The sequence below is a fragment of the Staphylococcus sp. MZ3 genome (assembly GCF_018622755.1).
GTDB classification, from domain to species: domain Bacteria; phylum Bacillota; class Bacilli; order Staphylococcales; family Staphylococcaceae; genus Staphylococcus; species Staphylococcus aureus.
This window is the reverse complement of sequence record NZ_CP076026.1, coordinates 1,583,531-1,602,988: the sequence shown is the minus strand read 5'-3', so window position 1 is coordinate 1,602,988 and position 19,458 is coordinate 1,583,531. Positions and strand designations below refer to the sequence as shown.

The window sequence follows — 19,458 nt, the reverse complement described above, 5'->3', positions numbered from 1 at the left end:
CAAGAAAACTAAACCGAAGTAATAACTCTTAGGGTTTAGTATTATTCTTTCATAGAAATTGTCTTTTCATTTTTTAGATTGCGGTAATTGAATCGTATTGAAAATGAGCTGAAGTTTCTTTAATATGCTGAAACTAAGTTTAATGATCAGTGAAGCTAGAGAAATATAGTAACAGACTTTGTTAAAAAATTAAAATCTGAGTATTGTTATTGATGATCAATTAACACTCAGATTTTATTAAATCGTATATTAAATTTACAAAAACTATTTTTTAGACTTTATTTTTCCAGTCCATTTTTTATAGCCGCCTTTTAACATATAGATATCTGTATATCCATTCTTTTTCAAAATACGAGCGGCTCTATAGCTAGCAATCCCATTGGCATCACATAAGTATACCGGTTGATCTTTTCTTAATCCTTGGAATCGTTGCCTGAACATTGTCATAGGAATATTGCGAGACCCATTAATGTGACCGTAGTCATAGTCAACTTTCTCTCTAACATCGATGACTTGAGCTTTTCTAATCCCATTATGGAATTCATTTTGATCTAATTCTTTAACAGCTCGCTTGTTAAGAATTTGTTGAACAATCATATAAGCAATAATTGCTATAACTAAAATTATTGCGATGTACAAACTAGCACTCATCTTGCATCCTCCCTAATTAAACGATAATATAATTATAAGACTGTTAGGTCAAATTATCAAAATATTTCACTAAAGAATTACAATTATTATTCATTTAGTTAAATTGATTAATTAGCGAATCAAATATTATACATTTTGCTGATAGGAGTTCTTGAATATGACTGAAACTTGGAATTTTATTAATACAGGAAGTAAAGACCCATATTATAATATGGCAATGGATGAAGCGTTATTAAATTTTGTCTCTAGAGGTGAAATTGATCCAGTTATACGTTTTTACACATGGAATCCTGCAACATTATCAATAGGGTATTTCCAAAGGCTACAAAAAGAAATTGATATTGATAAGGTTAAAGAGAAAGGTTTTGGTCTCGTAAGGCGTCAAACTGGTGGCCGTGGGGTGCTACATGATAAAGAGTTAACTTACAGTGTGATTGTGCCTGAATCGCATCCGAATATGCCTTCTACAGTTACAGAAGCGTACAGAGTGATTTCACAAGGATTATTAGAAGGATTTAAAAACTTAGGATTTGATACTTATTTTGCGGTACCTAAAACGCCTGAAGAGCGTCAAAAATTAAAACAACCTCGAAGTTCAGTGTGTTTTGATGCACCAAGTTGGTATGAGCTAGTTGTTGAAGGCCGTAAGATTGCTGGGAGTGCTCAAACGAGACAAAAGGGCGTAATCCTCCAACACGGTTCGATTTTACAAGATATTGATATTGATGAACTGTTTGATATGTTTATTTATAAAAATGAAAGATTAAAATTAAAAATGAAAGAGGCATTCGTTGAAAAAGCAGTTGCCATCAATGATATTTCAGATGAACACATTACTATTAGTCAAATGGAAGAAGCTTTCGAGAAAGGTTTTAAGAAAGGTTTAAATATAGAATTAAAGCCACTTGAATTAACAGAAGCTCAATTGGCAGAAGTGGAAGAATTAACTGAAAAATATCGTTCAGATGAATGGATGTTTAGAAAGTAGTTTTTAGAATAAAAAATGGAAGCACGTAGACTATTTTACCTACAAGTGCTTCCGTTTTTTTATCTATTTTCTTCTTTGATTTCTTTTATACTTACGCATTGCTTTGCGATATTTGCGTTGGTCTTCAGTTAAGATGAAGAAATAATAAATCAGATAAATAATACCAGCTATTACAGCAAAGCTGATTAACATTCTGACGATTGAAAAAATAAAGGCATCTAGATTCATTACTAATCCAATCGCAGCAATAATAAGTACAAGATAAAATATTATATTACGCATTAAAAGACTCCTATCATGATTTTGCATTTAAGTTTAATTTTGACAACGCTTGTTGTCCTTTTGTAAGTTGTTTTTTATCTTTATTTTGATAGCCATTTTTAATATCATCAAATGCATGATTCAAATCAGAGTTTAATTTATCGATATTTTTAGACGTTTTTTTATCATCATCACTAAGTGATAAACCATCGATAGCATCTTTGTATGAAGTGTGAGCACTTTGAATATCATTAGAAATTTGATTTAATTTCGATTGAACATTCTTATCGCCTTTGTTTTTACTTACATCTTTCTCAATATCGTTATAGGATTTCAAAGCTTTAGCAACTTTGTCGTAGTATGTTGATGTAACATTCATCAATTTAATTTTCGTATTATTAGATGCAGTTTTTTTACTGTTTTCTTTATCCTTTTCAAGCCCTTTAATTTTAGATTTAGAATCACTAATTTGTTGATTAAGTTCTTGAATATCTAGTTTGAGTTGATGATTATCTTCTCTTAAATCTGTTGTTTTTTCTTCTAATGGTGCTAAATTTTGTGATCCACATCCAGCTAACAATAATGTTGCGCCAACAATTGAAACCAATTTTTTCATTACTATCTCCCTAAAATCAATATCTATTATTTTTTATCCTTATTATGATATTATTTTAATGTATAAAGTTGAAATGCACAAACGTTTCACTAGGAGGTAATAAGATGAGCAGAATAACACAAGTGCATCGTATTTTAGAACAAAAACATTTAGATGCGATTATCATTCTTTCGGATTACAATAGAAGATATTTATCAGGTTTTACTGGTACCAGTGGAGCACTTATCATATCTAAAGATAAACAATATTTGATAACAGACTTTAGATATATTGATCAAGCAACTAAGCAGGCGCCAAATTATGAAATTATTAATCGTAAATCTACTATTATTGGTGAGATTAAAGAATTGCTACACCAAGAAAATTTTGAAAATGTAGGTTTTGAGGGGCATCATGTAAGTTATGATACATACCTTGAATTAAATAAAAGCCGTATATCATTAATAAGCATTTCTAATACTGTAGATAAAATTAGAGACGTCAAAGATGCTGACGAAATTGCTTTAATTCAAAAAGCAGCTAATATTGTTGATGAAACATATGAATATATTTTAACTGTTGTAAAAGCAGGCATGACTGAAAAAGAATTAAAGGCAATATTAGAAAGCAAAATGCTAGAATTAGGAGCAGATGGACCATCATTCGATACGATTGTAGCATCTGGTCATAGAGGTGCATTACCACATGGTGTTGCAAGTGATAAAATTATTGAAAAAGGCGACATGATTACATTAGATTTTGGCGCGTATTATAACGGCTATTGTTCAGATATTACTAGAACATTTGCTATTGGAGAACCAGATCCTAAACTGAAAGAAATATATCAAATAGTACTTGAATCTCAAATGAAAGCAATTAATGAGATTAGACCTGGCATGACTGGTGCAGAAGCTGATGCCATTTCAAGAAACTATTTAGAGTCAAAAGGGTATGGAAAAGAATTTGGACATTCACTAGGACATGGTATTGGTTTAGAAATCCATGAAGGGCCAATGCTGGCTCGTACGATACAAGATAAACTTCAAGTTAACAACTGTGTTACAGTAGAACCTGGTGTTTATATAGAAGGTTTGGGCGGTATAAGAATAGAAGATGATATTTTAATTACAGAAAATGGTTGTCAAGTCTTTACTAAATGCACAAAAGACCTTATAGTTTTAACATAAGCGTGTAAAATGAGGAGGAAACTGAATGATTTCGGTTAATGATTTTAAAACAGGTTTAACAATTTCTGTTGATAACGCTATTTGGAAAGTTATAGACTTCCAACATGTAAAGCCTGGTAAAGGTTCAGCATTCGTTCGTTCAAAATTACGTAATTTAAGAACTGGTGCAATTCAAGAGAAAACGTTTAGAGCTGGTGAAAAAGTTGAACCAGCAATGATTGAAAATCGTCGCATGCAATATTTATATGCTGACGGAGATAATCATGTATTTATGGATAATGAAAGCTTTGAACAAACAGAACTTTCAAGTGATTACTTAAAAGAAGAATTGAATTACTTAAAAGAAGGTATGGAAGTACAAATTCAAACATACGAAGGTGAAACTATCGGTGTTGAATTACCTAAAACTGTTGAATTAACAGTAACTGAAACAGAACCTGGTATTAAAGGTGATACTGCAACTGGTGCTACTAAATCGGCAACTGTTGAAACTGGTTATACATTAAATGTACCTTTATTTGTAAACGAAGGTGACGTTTTAATTATCAACACTGGTGATGGAAGCTACATTTCAAGAGGATAATCTCTAATTTGTTAACAAATAGCTTGTATTCACTATACTGATTTAACGTAAGATATTCTAAATAAGTCTCATAAAGCTATTGCCTAAAATGATTATAGGTTATATGCTGATATGAGGCTTTTTATTTTTAAAATAATTTTTAAAATATAAAACGAATCGTCTAATTGGTAGTGAAAAAACATAGACATAAGTAAAGGTATATATCTACATATCATATTGTTGAGGATAAAACATAATAGCTAATAAAAATAACATTGATATGTTTAACTGAATGCATAAAATTTTTAATCAAGAGTTAAGATGAGTCAATGTTAAGTAATAAATACACAAGTGTTTTTAATTTAAAATGTGGTTTTATTATAACTTTGGGATAGACTTATAATGTCGCCAGCAATATGAACATGCTTGAATTGAAGAGTTGTCTCAAGTAAAATAGACGGGTAGATGAAAACAAACTGAAGGAGTCAGTAATAATGAACTTTAAAGAAATCAAAGAATTAATTGAAATTCTGGATAAATCAACTTTAACGGAAATCAATATTGAAGATACTAAAGGCAAAGTGACGCTTAAGAAAGAAAAAGAAACTGAGATTATCACGCCACAAATCTCACAAATGCCAGTTGAAGCTGCGGCAATGCCTATGCCTCAAGCACAATCAACTGATAGCAATAAAACTGAAGCTCCAAAGCCAACTTCAGATAATCACAAAACAATTAATGCACCTATGGTAGGTACATTTTACAAATCGCCATCTCCAGACGAAGAAGCATATGTGCAAGTTGGGGACACTGTTTCAAATGAAACAACAGTGTGTATTTTAGAGGCAATGAAACTATTTAATGAAATTCAAGCAGAAATTTCAGGTGAAATTGTTGAAATCTTAGTAGAAGACGGACAAATGGTAGAGTATGGCCAACCGTTATTTAAGGTGAAATAATGAAAAAGGTTTTAATTGCAAACCGCGGTGAAATCGCAGTTAGGATTATTCGCGCTTGTCGTGATTTAGGCATCCAAACTGTTGCAATCTATTCTGAAGGGGATAAAGATGCGCTACATACTCAAATTGCTGATGAAGCATATTGCGTAGGTCCCACTTTGTCTAAAGATTCATATTTAAATATTCCGAACATCTTATCTATTGCAACTTCTACAGGTTGTGATGGCGTTCATCCGGGTTATGGCTTTTTAGCTGAAAATGCTGATTTTGCAGAATTATGCGAAGCATGCCAATTGAAGTTCATTGGACCAAGTTATCAATCTATCCAAAAAATGGGTATCAAAGATGTTGCTAAGGCAGAAATGATCAAAGCCAATGTTCCAGTTGTTCCTGGTAGTGACGGTTTAATGAAAGACGTCTCAGAAGCTAAGAAAATCGCTAAGAAAATTGGCTATCCGGTCATCATTAAAGCTACTGCTGGTGGTGGCGGAAAAGGTATCCGTGTTGCTCGTGATGAAAAAGAACTTGAAACTGGCTTCCGAATGACAGAACAAGAAGCTCAAACTGCATTTGGTAATGGTGGACTTTATATGGAGAAATTCATCGAAAACTTCCGCCATATTGAAATCCAAATTGTTGGGGACAGCTATGGTAATGTAATTCATTTAGGAGAACGTGATTGTACAATTCAAAGACGTATGCAGAAATTAGTGGAAGAAGCACCTTCCCCAATTTTAGATGATGAAACACGTCGTGAAATGGGAAATGCCGCAGTTCGTGCAGCGAAAGCTGTAAATTATGAAAATGCGGGAACAATTGAGTTTATATATGATTTAAATGATAATAAATTTTATTTTATGGAAATGAATACACGTATTCAAGTAGAACATCCTGTAACTGAAATGGTAACAGGAATTGATTTAGTTAAATTACAATTACAGGTTGCTATGGGTGACGTGTTACCGTATAAACAAGAAGATATTAAATTAACAGGACACGCAATTGAATTTAGAATTAATGCTGAAAATCCTTACAAGAACTTTATGCCATCACCAGGTAAAATTGAGCAATATCTTGCACCAGGTGGATATGGTGTTCGAATAGAGTCAGCATGTTATACTAATTATACGATACCGCCATATTATGATTCGATGGTAGCGAAATTAATCATACATGAACCGACACGAGATGAAGCGATTATGGCTGGCATTCGTGCATTAAGTGAATTTGTGGTTCTTGGTATTGATACAACTATTCCATTCCATATTAAATTATTGAATAACGATATATTTAGAAGCGGTAAATTTAATACAAACTTTTTAGAGCAAAATAGCATTATGAATGATGAAGGTTAATAGGAGGTCAATCCATGGTCAAAGTAACTGATTATTCAAATTCAAAATTAGGTAAAGTAGAAATAGCGCCAGAAGTGCTATCTGTTATTGCAAGTATAGCTACTTCGGAAGTCGAAGGCATCACTGGCCATTTTGCTGAATTAAAAGAAACAAATTTAGAAAAAGTTAGTCGTAAAAATTTAAGCCGTGATTTAAAAATCGAGAGTAAAGAAGATGGCATATATATAGATGTATATTGTGCATTAAAACATGGTGTTAATATTTCAAAAACTGCAAACAAAATTCAAACGTCAATTTTTAATTCAATTTCTAATATGACAGCGATAGAACCTAAGCAAATTAATATTCACATTACACAAATCGTTATTGAAAAGTAATGTCATACCTAATTCAGTAATTAAATAAAGAAAAATACAAACGTTTGAAGGAGTTAAAAATGAGTCGTAAAGAATCCCGAGTGCAAGCTTTTCAAACTTTATTTCAATTAGAAATGAAGGACAGTGATTTAACGATAAATGAAGCGATAAGCTTTATTAAAGACGATAATCCAGATTTAGACTTCGAATTTATTCATTGGCTAGTTTCTGGCGTTAAAGATCACGAACCTGTATTAGACGAGACAATTAGTCCTTATTTAAAAGATTGGACTATTGCACGTTTATTAAAAACGGATCGTATTATTTTAAGAATGGCAACATATGAAATATTACACAGTGATACACCTGCTAAAGTCGTAATGAATGAAGCAGTTGAATTAACAAAACAATTTAGTGATGATGATCATTATAAATTTATAAATGGTGTATTGAGTAATATAAAAAAATAAAATTGAGTGATGTTATATGTCAGATTATTTAAGTGTTTCAGCTTTAACGAAATATATTAAATATAAATTTGATCAAGATCCACATCTCCAATCTGTATTGATTAAAGGTGAGCTTTCAAATTTCAAAAAGCATTCAAGTGGTCATTTATACTTTAATGTGAAAGATAAAGAAAGCGTTATAAGTGCCATGATGTTCAAAGGTAGTGCTTCTAAATTAAATTTCGAACCTAAAGAAGGAGATGAAGTCTTATTAGAAGCACGTGTTTCTGTTTTTGAACGTCGTGGAAACTATCAAATTTATGTAAATAAAATGCAATTAGATGGTATAGGGAACTTATATCAAAAATTAGAAGCATTAAAGAAAAAATTAACTGAAGAAGGTTGTTTTGATAAAGCGAATAAGAAATCAATACCTAAGTTTCCTAAAAAAATTGCAGTTTTAACAGCGAGTACAGGTGCCGCAATTCGAGATATCCATTCAACGATAAATAGTCGTTTTCCATTAGCTGAACAAATACAAATTAGTACTTTGGTTCAAGGTGAAAAAGCAAAGGACGACATTATTGAAAAAATTGAATATGCAGATAGTTTAGGTGTAGATACCATTATTGTAGGTCGAGGCGGTGGATCCATAGAAGATTTATGGAATTTTAACGAAGAAGCTGTCGTCCGTGCAATATATAATTGTAAGACACCGATTATATCAGCAGTAGGTCATGAAACAGACTTTACATTAAGTGATTTTGCTGCAGACATCAGAGCTGCGACTCCAACTCAAGCTGCTGTTATTGCAACACCAGACCAATATGAATTGCTGCAACAAATACAGCAATATCAGTTTACATTGACTCGTTTCATCAAGAAACATTTAGAACAACAACGTAAACATGTTGAACATTTGTCATCGTATTACAAGTTTAAACAACCAACTTTATTGTATGATCAACAGATACAACGTCGAGATGATTTAGAAAAGAGACTGAAACAACAAATTCAGGCAACTTTTGAACAACAGAGACATCGATTAATGCTGTTGCAACAACGTTATAATTTAAAAGCATTACTAAGTAGTGTTAATCAAGAACAACAAAATAATCTTCAATTGACAAACCAACTTGTTAAATTATTGAATTCTAAGATATTAAGTTATAAAAATGATTTGAAAAATAAAGTAGAAAACTTAAACAATTTAAGTCCAACTAATACAATGTTGCGTGGATATGCAATTGTTAATAAAAAAGACGAAGTCATTACGAGTACTAAAGATTTAACAGAAAATGATCAATTGACGTTAACAATGAAAGATGGCTTAGTAGATGCAAAAGTTACGAAAGTAAGGTGTAATAATGACTAAAGAAACGCAAAGTTTTGAAGAAATGATGCAAGAATTAGAGCAAATTGTTCAAAAATTAGATAATGAAACAGTATCTTTAGAGGAATCATTAGATTTATATCAACGTGGTATGAAACTATCAGCAGCTTGTGACACAACTTTAAAAAATGCCGAAAAAAAGGTGAATGACTTAATAAAAGAAGAAGCTGAGGATGTAAAAAATGACGAATCTACCGATGAATAAATTAATAGATGAAGTCAATAATGAATTATCGGTTGCGATAAATAAATCAGTAATGGATACTCAGCTAGAAGAAAGTATGTTGTATTCATTAAATGCTGGAGGTAAACGCATCCGACCAGTTCTGTTATTACTCACTTTAGATTCACTAAATACCGAGTATGAGTTAGGTATGAAGAGCGCAATTGCACTAGAAATGATTCATACATATTCACTTATTCATGATGACCTACCAGCGATGGATAATGATGATTATCGACGAGGAAAATTAACAAATCATAAAGTATATGGTGAGTGGACTGCGATATTAGCAGGTGATGCTTTATTAACTAAAGCATTTGAACTTATTTCAAGTGATGATAGATTAACTGATGAAGTAAAAATAAAAGTTCTACAACGGCTGTCAATAGCAAGTGGTCATGTTGGAATGGTCGGCGGTCAAATGTTAGATATGCAAAGCGAAGGCCAACCAATTGATCTTGAAACTTTGGAAATGATACACAAAACAAAAACAGGAGCATTATTAACTTTTGCGGTTATGAGTGCAGCAGATATCGCTAATGTCGATGATGCAACTAAAGAACATTTAGAAAGTTATAGTTATCATTTAGGTATGATGTTCCAGATTAAAGATGATTTATTAGACTGCTATGGTGATGAAGCAAAGTTAGGTAAAAAAGTGGGCAGCGATCTTGAAAATAATAAAAGTACGTACGTGAGTTTATTAGGGAAAGATGGCGCAGAAGATAAATTGACTTATCATAGAGACGCAGCAGTGGATGAACTAACGCAAATTGATGAACAATTCAATACAAAACACTTATTAGAAATCGTTGATTTATTTTATAGCAGGGATCACTAAAAGCAAATATATCGATTAGCAACAATTGTAAAGTTTGAAATGTCTCAAAAGGCATATTCAACTGACGTTGTTTGTTAATCGATTTTTCTCATGTTGAAACTTAAAATTATGTTGAAGACTTTCATTTAAAAAATAGAATTTTCAATTTCTATACGACAATATTCGTATCTGTGATATCAATGTGATTTTAATTAAATATGTTCAAACAATTGACGCTTATTAAATCTAATAATTAGCAAGTTTATTACACATATATTCATTTTTATACATATTTTAAGCAATTGTTATGCGTAATATGAAAAATATTTATAAATAGATAACCAAGATAGATAAACCATGTTTACCCTTTTTACGTAAAGGTGTTTAGTAGTCGTAAATCAGTGCATGTGTTAAAATAAATGTATAAATATTCGTAATCAGAGGTGTTTACTGTGCCCAAAAAATCGGTTAGGCATATAAAAATTAGAGAAATTATTTCAAATGAACAGATAGAGACACAAGATGAATTAGTTAAACGATTAAACGATTATGATTTAAATGTCACTCAAGCAACTGTTTCTCGTGATATTAAAGAACTACAACTTATTAAAGTACCTATACCTTCAGGTCAATATGTTTATAGTTTACCAAATGATAGAAAATTCCATCCTTTAGAAAAATTGGGACGTTATTTAATGGATTCCTTTGTTAATATAGATGGTACTGATAATTTACTTGTTCTAAAAACATTACCTGGTAATGCACAATCTATTGGAGCTATATTAGACCAAATCAATTGGGAAGAAGTACTAGGCACAATTTGTGGTGATGATACTTGTTTAATTATTTGTCGAAGCAAAGAGGCAAGTGATGAAATCAAGTCAAGAATTTTCAATTTGTTATAAGGATGCGATGAGTTTATGTTACAAACCTTATCAATCAAGCAATTTGCTATTATTGAAGAGTTAGAAATTCAATTTTCTGATGGTTTAACTGTTTTAAGTGGTGAAACGGGTTCAGGTAAGTCAATTATTATAGATGCAATTGGACAATTAATTGGAATGAGAGCTTCATCTGATTTTGTAAGACATGGTGAAAAAAAGGCTGTCATCGAAGGTATATTTGATATTGACGAGAGTAAAGATGCTATACATATATTGAAAAATATGGATATTGATGTAGATGAAGATTTTTTATTAGTTAAACGGGAAATTTTCAGCTCTGGTAAAAGTCTTTGTAAAATTAATAATCAAACAGTTACTTTACAAGATTTACGAAAAGTTATGCAAGAATTATTAGATATTCATGGCCAACATGAAACGCAGTCTTTGTTGAAACAAAAATACCATTTAACATTATTGGATAATTACGCAGAATCACGTTATCAAGATTTGTTGGATAAATATCATCAAACTTTTCAAAATTATAAAGCCAAAAAGCAAGAGTTAGAAGATTTAGAATCAGCAGACCAAGCATTGCTGCAGCGTTTAGATTTAATGAAATTCCAATTAGAAGAATTGTCTGAAGCACATCTAAAAGAAGGCGAAATAGAGCAACTTGAAATAGATATTAAACGCATTCAAAACTCTGAAAAATTAAGCTTAGCGCTTAATAACGCACATATGACATTAACGGATGAAAATGCTATCACTGATCGTTTGTATGAACTAAGCAACCATTTGTTAACAATAAACGATATAGTTCCAAACAAATATGACAAATTAAAAGAAGATATTGATCAATTTTACTACATTTTAGAAGATGCAAAACATGAGTTATATGATGAAATGGCTAATACAGAATTCGACGAACAAGTGTTAAACGAGTATGAATCTCGTATGAATTTGCTGAATAATTTAAAACGTAAATATGGAAAAGATATTTCAGAATTAATCGCATATCAAGAAAAGCTTAATAATGAAATCAATAAAATTGAAAACTATGAACAAAGTACATCGCAGTTACGAGAAGAAATAAATGCATTGTATAATCAAGTTATAGAGGTTGGACAAGCGTTATCAAAGCAGCGTCGTATAGTCGCTAGGGAGTTAAGAGACCACATTGTATCGGAAATTCAAAACTTACAAATGAAAGACGCAAATCTTGAGATTTCATTTAAAAAATTAGAAGAACCGAATATTGATGGAATCGAATTTGTAGAATTTTTAATCAGTCCAAATAAAGGGGAACCATTAAAAAGTTTAAATAAAATTGCGTCAGGTGGAGAACTTTCTAGAATTATGTTAGCGTTAAAAAGTATTTTTGTTAAATCGAGAGGTCAAACTGCAATTTTATTCGATGAGGTTGACTCAGGTGTATCTGGACAAGCTGCACAAAAAATGGCAGAGAAAATGCGAGATATAGCTGAATATATACAAGTTATTTGTATCTCTCACTTACCACAAGTTGCATCGATGAGCGACCATCATTTATTAATTTCGAAATCATCAAAAGATGATCGTACAACAACACAAGTTCAAGAGTTAATTAGCGATGATAAAGTAGATGAAATTGCACGAATGATTTCAGGTGCAAGTGTTACTGATTTAACTCGAGAAAATGCAAGAGAAATGATACAACACAATCAAAGACGTAGATAATTTCCAAAGTGTGTTGAATACTCATTTATGGATTTATTTATGTGCATTCAAACTAAATAGACAATCATGTAAAATAGGTAATTAATGGACATGAAAACTATGTATTAATAAATTTTCAATGGATATATATCATTAGTTAGGAGTAAGAACATGTCAGAGAAACAATATGATTTAGTCGTTCTCGGTGGAGGTACTGCAGGATATGTTGCTGCGATACGTGCGTCTCAATTAGGTAAAAAAGTGGCAATAGTAGAACGACAACTATTAGGAGGTACTTGTCTCCATAAAGGTTGTATTCCTACTAAATCGCTGCTTAAATCTGCTGAAGTATTTCAAACAGTAAAACAGGCAGCAATGTTTGGCGTTGATGTCAAAGATGCTAATGTTAATTTTGAAAATATGTTGGCACGAAAAGAAGACATTATTAATCAAATGTATCAAGGTGTAAAGCATTTAATGCAACACAATCACATTGACATTTATAATGGCACGGGACGTATTCTAGGTACATCTATATTTTCACCTCAAAGTGGCACAATTTCTGTCGAATATGAAGATGGTGAATCAGACTTATTACCAAACCAATTTGTATTAATTGCAACTGGTTCTTCGCCTGCAGAGTTGCCATTCTTATCATTTGATCATGATAAAATTTTATCTAGCGATGATATATTATCATTAAAGACGTTACCATCAAGAATTGGTATTATTGGTGGTGGTGTTATCGGAATGGAATTTGCATCATTGATGATAGATTTAGGTGTTGACGTAACAGTTATAGAAGCAGGTGAAAGAATTTTACCAACTGAAAGTAAACAAGCTTCACAACTATTAAAAAAATCATTGTCAGCACGTGGTGTTAAATTCTATGAGGGAATAAAACTTTCTGAAAATGATATAAATGTTAACGAAGATGGTGTTACGTTTGAAATTTCCTCAGACATAATTAAAGTAGATAAAGTGTTGCTATCGATTGGTAGAAAACCTAACACATCAGATATAGGTTTAAACAACACTAAAATAAAACTTTCAACATCAGGACATATTTTAACGAACGAATTTCAACAAACTGAAGATAAACATATTTATGCAGCTGGTGATTGTATTGGAAAATTACAATTGGCACATGTTGGATCAAAAGAAGGTGTTGTGGCTGTCGATCATATGTTTGAAGGGAACCCAATCCCAGTAAACTATAACATGATGCCTAAGTGTATTTATTCACAACCTGAAATTGCTTCTATCGGTTTAAACATTGAGCAGGCAAAGGCAGAGGGAATGAAAGTTAAAAGTTTTAAAGTACCATTTAAAGCAATTGGTAAAGCAGTGATTGATAGCCATGACGCAAACGAAGGGTATAGCGAAATGGTGATTGATCAATCAACTGAAGAAATTGTGGGTATTAATATGATTGGTCCACATGTAACAGAATTGATTAATGAGGCATCACTGTTACAGTTCATGAATGGCTCGGCATTAGAATTAGGACTAACAACACACGCACATCCTTCCATCTCTGAAGTGTTGATGGAATTAGGATTGAAAGCAGAAAGTAGAGCTATTCACGTATAAATAGGAGGATTTAACATGATTGATTATAAATCATTAGGCCTTAGCGAAGAAGACCTAAAAGTAATATATAAATGGATGGATTTAGGTAGAAAAATAGATGAAAGACTGTGGTTATTGAACCGTGCAGGTAAAATTCCATTTGTTGTAAGTGGTCAAGGACAAGAAGCAACTCAGATTGGGATGGCATACGCATTAGAAGAAGGTGATATTACAGCGCCTTATTATAGAGATCTAGCTTTCGTTACTTATATGGGTATCTCAGCGTATGATACGTTTTTATCAGCGTTTGGAAAGAAAGACGATGTTAACTCTGGTGGAAAACAAATGCCATCACACTTTAGTAGTAGAGCTAAGAATATTTTGTCTCAAAGTTCACCGGTAGCAACTCAAATACCCCATGCTGTTGGTGCTGCTTTAGCTTTAAAAATGGATGGTAAGAAGAAAATTGCAACAGCAACTGTTGGTGAAGGTAGCTCAAACCAAGGTGACTTCCATGAAGGTTTAAACTTCGCGGGTGTACACAAACTTCCTTTTGTATGTGTCATTATAAATAATAAATATGCAATTTCAGTACCTGATTCATTACAATACGCAGCTGAAAAATTATCGGATAGAGCACTTGGTTACGGTATACATGGTGAACAAGTAGATGGTAATGATCCATTAGCAATGTATAAAGCGATGAAAGAAGCAAGAGATCGAGCTATTTCTGGTCAAGGTTCAACTTTGATTGAAGCAGTAACAAGTCGTATGACAGCTCATTCATCAGATGATGACGACCAATATCGTACGAAAGAAGAGCGTGAAGCGCTTAAAAAAGCAGACTGCAATGAAAAGTTCAAAAAAGAGTTGCTTTCAGCTGGCATTATCGATGATGCTTGGTTGGCAGAAATAGAAGCGGAGCATAAAGACATCATCAATAAAGCGACAAAGGCTGCTGAAGACGCGCCATATCCAAGTGTCGAAGAAGCCTATGCATTTGTGTACGAAGAAGGGAGTCTTAACTAATGGCTAAATTATCTTATTTAGAGGCGATACGCCAGGCACAAGACTTAGCATTACAACAAAATAAAGATGTGTTTATTCTTGGTGAAGATGTTGGTAAAAAAGGTGGCGTATTTGGTACTACTCAAGGACTACAACAACAATATGGTGAAGACAGAGTTATCGATACGCCATTAGCTGAGTCAAATATTGTTGGAACTGCCATTGGTGCAGCTATGGTAGGTAAAAGACCAATTGCAGAAATTCAATTTGCAGATTTTATTTTACCTGCGACAAATCAAATTATTAGTGAAGCTGCGAAAATGCGTTATCGTTCAAATAATGATTGGCAATGCCCATTAACGATTCGTGCACCATTTGGTGGCGGTGTTCACGGAGGACTATATCATTCACAAAGTATTGAAAGTATATTTGCTTCATCACCAGGTTTAACAATTGTTATTCCTTCCACACCGTATGATGCTAAAGGGCTTTTATTATCATCTATCGAATCAAATGATCCAGTATTGTACTTTGAGCATAAAAAAGCTTATCGTTTCTTAAAGGAAGAAGTGCCAGAAGAATATTACACTGTACCTTTAGGAAAAGCAGATGTTAAACGTGAAGGTGAAGATTTAACAGTATTTTGTTATGGATTAATGGTCAATTATTGTTTACAAGCAGCGGATATTTTAGCTGCAGACGGTATCAACGTTGAAGTCGTTGATTTACGAACTGTTTATCCATTAGATAAAGAAACAATTATTGATCGTGCTAAACATACAGGTAAAGTTTTACTTGTAACTGAAGATAATTTAGAAGGTAGTATTATGTCAGAAGTGTCAGCGATTATTGCAGAGCATTGCTTGTTCGATTTAGATGCACCAATCATGCGTTTAGCTGCTCCAGATATACCATCTATGCCATTTTCTCCTGTATTAGAAAATGAAATTATGATGAATCCAGAAAAAATCTTAAATAAAATGCGTGAATTAGCAGAATTCTAGGGAGGGAAAGTCATGGAAATAACAATGCCTAAGTTAGGTGAGAGTGTTCATGAAGGTACCATTGAACAATGGTTAGTTTCTGTTGGTGATCATATTGATGAATATGAACCATTATGTGAAGTTATAACAGATAAAGTGACAGCTGAAGTCCCTTCCACGATATCAGGAACAATTACAGAAATTTTAGTTGAAGCGGGGCAGACAGTAGCTATTGATACAATTATCTGTAAAATTGAAACTGCTGATGAAAAGACAAATGAAACAACTGAAGAGATACAAGCAAAAGTGGATGAGCATACTCAGAAATCTACTAAAAAAGCTAGTGCAACAGTAGAACAGACATCTACTGCTAAACAAAATCAACCTCGTAATAATGGTCGCTTTTCACCTGTTGTATTTAAACTCGCTTCAGAGCATGACATTGATTTATCACAAGTTGTAGGTAGTGGATTTGAAGGTCGTGTAACTAAGAAGGATATAATGTCAGTTATTGAAAATGGTGGTACCACAGTTCAATCTGACAAACAAGTTCAAACAAAATCAACATCAGTAGATACATCAAGTAACCAATCATCTGAAGACAATAGTGAAAACAGCACAATACCAGTAAATGGTGTGCGTAAAGCAATTGCGCAAAATATGGTTAATAGTGTAACAGAGATTCCACATGCATGGATGATGATTGAAGTAGATGCTACAAATCTTGTGAATACGAGAAATCATTATAAAAACAGCTTTAAAAATAAAGAAGGATATAATCTAACTTTCTTTGCTTTCTTTGTAAAAGCTGTAGCAGATGCTTTAAAAGCATATCCTTTATTAAATAGTAGCTGGCAAGGAAATGAAATTGTCTTACATAAAGACATTAATATTTCAATTGCTGTTGCTGATGAAAATAAATTATACGTACCTGTGATTAAGCATGCAGACGAAAAGTCAATCAAAGGTATAGCTAGAGAAATTAATACTTTAGCAACGAAAGCGCGTAATAAGCAATTGACAGCTGAAGATATGCAGGGCGGTACATTTACGGTAAATAATACTGGTACATTTGGTTCAGTATCATCAATGGGTATTATAAATCATCCTCAAGCAGCGATTTTACAAGTAGAATCAATCGTTAAAAAGCCAGTAGTAATTAATGATATGATTGCAATTCGTAACATGGTTAATTTATGTATTTCAATTGATCATCGTATTTTAGATGGTTTACAAACAGGTAAATTTATGAATCATATTAAACAGCGTATCGAACAGTATACTTTAGAAAATACAAATATATATTAGTGATAACATAGATGCATCTATCGACAACTTGTTTTATCTTGTTTTTGTCGATGGATGTATTATTTTTTGGCAATAAAATATGTGCAATAAATTCAAAAAAAGATAAAGAACAATAATCAACATGGTTGAATGCATTTTTGCAGTAAAGTCAAAATAATACATCATACTTGAAACATATTAATGAAAACAGGTGAACAAATTAGTTACCATGATTTTAAGCACAATAATGTTTGGTATATTGTTAAAATTGTGTCTAAATATTGGTGTGATTCAGATTAGTTTATTGAACAATATGTTATTAATTAGTAGAATGAGGATAGTTTAAATATAAAGGGATAGGTGATTGAACTTATGGACATGAATTTCGATTTATACATGAACGGTGTTGTAGAACAAGCAAGGAATGAAATTGAATCTGCGGGATATGAGCAATTAACTACTGCAGAAGATGTTGACAAAGTTCTTAAACAAGATGGTACAACACTAGTTATGATCAATTCTGTATGTGGTTGTGCAGGTGGTATCGCAAGACCAGCAGCATCACATGCTTTACATTATGACGTATTACCTGATCGTCTAGTGACAGTATTTGCTGGACAAGATAAAGAAGCGACACAAAGAGCGCGTGAATACTTCGAAGGTTATGCGCCTTCAAGTCCGTCATTTGCATTAGTAAAAGATGGAAAGATTACAGAAATGATTGAAAGACATCAAATCGAAGGTCATGATGTGATGAACGTAATTAATCAATTACAAACATTATTCAATAAATATTGTGAAGAAAGATAAGAGGCGCTAACCCATGTTAAAGTTAAATCCTTACAAGATTGGATTTAGAACAATAAAAACAGCAGTGGGTATGACTTTAGGTGTAATTATTAGTAAGCTGTTAGGTTTAGATAATTATGCTTCAAGCGCCATATTAGTCGTATTATGTATTAAACATACAAAAGTACATTCGCTACAAGCGATTATTTCAAGATTAGTATCATGTTTTTTAGTATTGTTTTTAGGTTCAGCAATATTTAGTTTATTAGGTCAGAGTCCAATTGTACTCGGTATTATCGTATTGTTATTTATACCATTAACTGTCGTATTAAAAGTACAAGAAGGTGTCATTACGAGTTGCGTTATATTACTTCATGTTTTTAATGCAAAATCAATTGATGCACATTTAATTGTTAATGAAACATTATTACTGTTAATTGGACTAAGCATTGCATTTACAATGAATTTAATGATGCCAAGTTTAGACAAACAACTAGACGAATACAAATGTAAAATTGAGCAACAAATTGCTGATATTTTTAGTAAATATAGTTATATTTGTGAAAAATATGAAGATACCATTGCGATTGAATTTGAAGTGTTACTTTTAAATATTAAAAAGGCGAAGTCTATCGCGTTCCGAGATGTTAAAAATCATTTTGTTAGAAACGAAAATTCATACTATCATTATTTTGATATGCGAGAAGAGCAAGTGGAATTGTTAATGAGAATGAAACCGCTCATCGAAAGTATCTGTCATAAAGATCCGCTTTTAAATGATGTTGCGTCACTGCTGAAAGAAATTGGTCTAAATGTGAATAGTAATGACTATACAGCAATGCGTTTACACAATTTGTATGAGACGCGTTTGAAATTGGATGAACTGCCATTGCCAACAACACACAAAGCGCTTAACTCGAGAGCAAGTATTATTCAAATATTAAATGAATTAGAAGAATATTTACAAATCAAATCGCAATTTGGTTCATTGAAAATGCATAGTGAAGTAGCTTAAAAAATAATCCATCCGTATGACCCATGTTTGAAAGTAATCGTTGCAATACGATAACTTATTAATACATGCGTTTATAACGGATGGATTTTTAATTGTATGATTTTGTATAGGTAGTTGAGATATAGTTTATAAAATTGGAATGATACTCGTTAATAACAATGCTAATACAACTGATACAAGCATAACGATAATGATAATTCTTAAAACTTTATTTTGCATTTTGTGTGCCTCCAAATGAATAACCTTTGTATTAATAATTACGACATAAGATATAAAACTTTTAACTTGAGACGATATAACTAGCAATCATCATTAAGGAATATAATAAAAAACATGAGTAAGTTTGCTTATGTCATTTTCCTCATTATACGATATCTTTGAAAAATCAATCAATATATTTTTGACAAAGCTTAGTTTGAGTTACAA

At 32.1% G+C, this 19,458-nt stretch carries 22 protein-coding genes; 18 read left to right on the top strand and 4 right to left on the bottom strand.

Going from position 1 to position 19,458, the window contains the following annotated elements:
- Nucleotides 1–264: 264 nt before the first annotated feature.
- Nucleotides 265–651 (bottom strand): rhodanese-like domain-containing protein, encoded by a 387-nt coding sequence (locus tag KI230_RS07670; protein WP_001276571.1) that lies wholly within the window; start codon nt 649–651, stop codon nt 265–267.
- A 157-nt stretch (nt 652–808) separates the two neighbouring features.
- Between KI230_RS07670 and lipM the strand changes: the two genes are divergently transcribed.
- Nucleotides 809–1,639 (top strand): octanoyltransferase LipM, encoded by an 831-nt coding sequence (lipM, locus tag KI230_RS07665; protein WP_000141109.1) that lies wholly within the window; start codon nt 809–811, stop codon nt 1,637–1,639.
- Between the two features lie 63 nt (nt 1,640–1,702).
- Here the strand turns inward: lipM and KI230_RS07660 are convergent, their stop codons facing one another.
- Both KI230_RS07660 and KI230_RS07655 read right to left on the bottom strand, forming a co-directional pair.
- On the bottom strand, nt 1,703–1,921 hold the full coding sequence (locus KI230_RS07660; RefSeq protein ID WP_001244298.1) for an SA1362 family protein: 219 nt from the start codon (nt 1,919–1,921) through the stop codon (nt 1,703–1,705).
- A gap of 13 nt (nt 1,922–1,934) precedes the next feature.
- Nucleotides 1,935–2,516, bottom strand: coding sequence for a hypothetical protein (locus KI230_RS07655; RefSeq protein ID WP_000737686.1), 582 nt, complete (start codon nt 2,514–2,516; stop codon nt 1,935–1,937).
- 104 nt (nt 2,517–2,620) lie between these two features.
- Here KI230_RS07655 and KI230_RS07650 point away from each other — a divergent pair, with 104 nt between their 5' ends.
- The 17 genes from KI230_RS07650 to KI230_RS07570 all read left to right on the top strand — a co-directional run bounded on the left by KI230_RS07650 (nt 2,621) and on the right by KI230_RS07570 (nt 19,032).
- Nucleotides 2,621–3,682 (top strand): M24 family metallopeptidase, encoded by a 1,062-nt coding sequence (locus KI230_RS07650; RefSeq protein ID WP_000087107.1) that lies wholly within the window; start codon nt 2,621–2,623, stop codon nt 3,680–3,682.
- Nucleotides 3,683–3,707: 25 nt separating this feature from the next.
- The gene (gene efp, locus KI230_RS07645; RefSeq protein ID WP_000626504.1) at nt 3,708–4,265 is read left to right on the top strand and encodes an elongation factor P; all 558 of its coding nucleotides are present in this window, start codon (nt 3,708–3,710) and stop codon (nt 4,263–4,265) included.
- Nucleotides 4,266–4,738: 473 nt separating this feature from the next.
- A complete protein-coding gene (gene accB / locus KI230_RS07640; RefSeq protein ID WP_001009516.1) occupies nt 4,739–5,203 on the top strand; it encodes an acetyl-CoA carboxylase biotin carboxyl carrier protein in 465 nt (154 codons plus the stop codon).
- A complete protein-coding gene (gene accC / locus KI230_RS07635) occupies nt 5,203–6,558 on the top strand; it encodes an acetyl-CoA carboxylase biotin carboxylase subunit (RefSeq protein WP_000756612.1) in 1,356 nt (451 codons plus the stop codon). Before accB ends, accC begins: the two co-directional genes overlap by 1 nt.
- Before the next feature lie 14 nt (nt 6,559–6,572).
- A complete protein-coding gene (locus KI230_RS07630; RefSeq protein ID WP_000241588.1) occupies nt 6,573–6,935 on the top strand; it encodes an Asp23/Gls24 family envelope stress response protein in 363 nt (120 codons plus the stop codon).
- Nucleotides 6,936–6,994: 59 nt separating this feature from the next.
- Complete coding sequence (gene nusB, locus KI230_RS07625; protein WP_000087385.1) at nt 6,995–7,384, top strand: transcription antitermination factor NusB; 390 nt, start codon at nt 6,995–6,997, stop codon at nt 7,382–7,384.
- 16 nt (nt 7,385–7,400) lie between these two features.
- Nucleotides 7,401–8,738 (top strand): exodeoxyribonuclease VII large subunit, encoded by a 1,338-nt coding sequence (xseA, locus tag KI230_RS07620; protein ID WP_001286928.1) that lies wholly within the window; start codon nt 7,401–7,403, stop codon nt 8,736–8,738.
- Entirely contained in the window at nt 8,731–8,961 is a 231-nt protein-coding gene (locus tag KI230_RS07615; protein ID WP_000159865.1) for an exodeoxyribonuclease VII small subunit, read from the top strand. Before xseA ends, KI230_RS07615 begins: the two co-directional genes overlap by 8 nt.
- Entirely contained in the window at nt 8,939–9,820 is an 882-nt protein-coding gene (locus KI230_RS07610; protein ID WP_000183375.1) for a polyprenyl synthetase family protein, read from the top strand. The genes KI230_RS07615 and KI230_RS07610 overlap by 23 nt, the downstream gene beginning before the upstream one ends.
- A gap of 431 nt (nt 9,821–10,251) precedes the next feature.
- Nucleotides 10,252–10,704, top strand: coding sequence for a transcriptional regulator AhrC/ArgR (gene ahrC / locus KI230_RS07605; RefSeq protein WP_001124985.1), 453 nt, complete (start codon nt 10,252–10,254; stop codon nt 10,702–10,704).
- Between the two features lie 15 nt (nt 10,705–10,719).
- The gene (gene recN / locus KI230_RS07600) at nt 10,720–12,399 is read left to right on the top strand and encodes a DNA repair protein RecN (protein ID WP_000942211.1); all 1,680 of its coding nucleotides are present in this window, start codon (nt 10,720–10,722) and stop codon (nt 12,397–12,399) included.
- A 150-nt stretch (nt 12,400–12,549) separates the two neighbouring features.
- On the top strand, nt 12,550–13,971 hold the full coding sequence (gene lpdA, locus KI230_RS07595; protein ID WP_214958246.1) for a dihydrolipoyl dehydrogenase: 1,422 nt from the start codon (nt 12,550–12,552) through the stop codon (nt 13,969–13,971).
- Nucleotides 13,972–13,986: 15 nt separating this feature from the next.
- Entirely contained in the window at nt 13,987–14,979 is a 993-nt protein-coding gene (locus KI230_RS07590; protein ID WP_000568351.1) for a thiamine pyrophosphate-dependent dehydrogenase E1 component subunit alpha, read from the top strand.
- The gene (locus KI230_RS07585) at nt 14,979–15,962 is read left to right on the top strand and encodes an alpha-ketoacid dehydrogenase subunit beta (protein WP_001096630.1); all 984 of its coding nucleotides are present in this window, start codon (nt 14,979–14,981) and stop codon (nt 15,960–15,962) included. Before KI230_RS07590 ends, KI230_RS07585 begins: the two co-directional genes overlap by 1 nt.
- Before the next feature lie 12 nt (nt 15,963–15,974).
- Nucleotides 15,975–17,249 (top strand): dihydrolipoamide acetyltransferase family protein, encoded by a 1,275-nt coding sequence (locus KI230_RS07580; protein ID WP_000406848.1) that lies wholly within the window; start codon nt 15,975–15,977, stop codon nt 17,247–17,249.
- Between the two features lie 351 nt (nt 17,250–17,600).
- Nucleotides 17,601–18,038, top strand: coding sequence for a bacilliredoxin BrxB (brxB, locus tag KI230_RS07575; RefSeq protein ID WP_000367419.1), 438 nt, complete (start codon nt 17,601–17,603; stop codon nt 18,036–18,038).
- Nucleotides 18,039–18,051: 13 nt separating this feature from the next.
- Nucleotides 18,052–19,032: an aromatic acid exporter family protein gene (locus KI230_RS07570; RefSeq protein WP_000916195.1), complete on the top strand. Its 981-nt coding sequence runs from the start codon at nt 18,052–18,054 to the stop codon at nt 19,030–19,032.
- Between the two features lie 126 nt (nt 19,033–19,158).
- Here the strand turns inward: KI230_RS07570 and prli42 are convergent, their stop codons facing one another.
- Nucleotides 19,159–19,338 carry a stressosome-associated protein Prli42 gene (gene prli42 / locus KI230_RS07565; protein WP_001789875.1) on the bottom strand — a complete coding sequence of 60 codons (180 nt, stop codon included), beginning with the start codon at nt 19,336–19,338 and terminating at the stop codon, nt 19,159–19,161.
- Nucleotides 19,339–19,458: the final 120 nt, after the last annotated feature.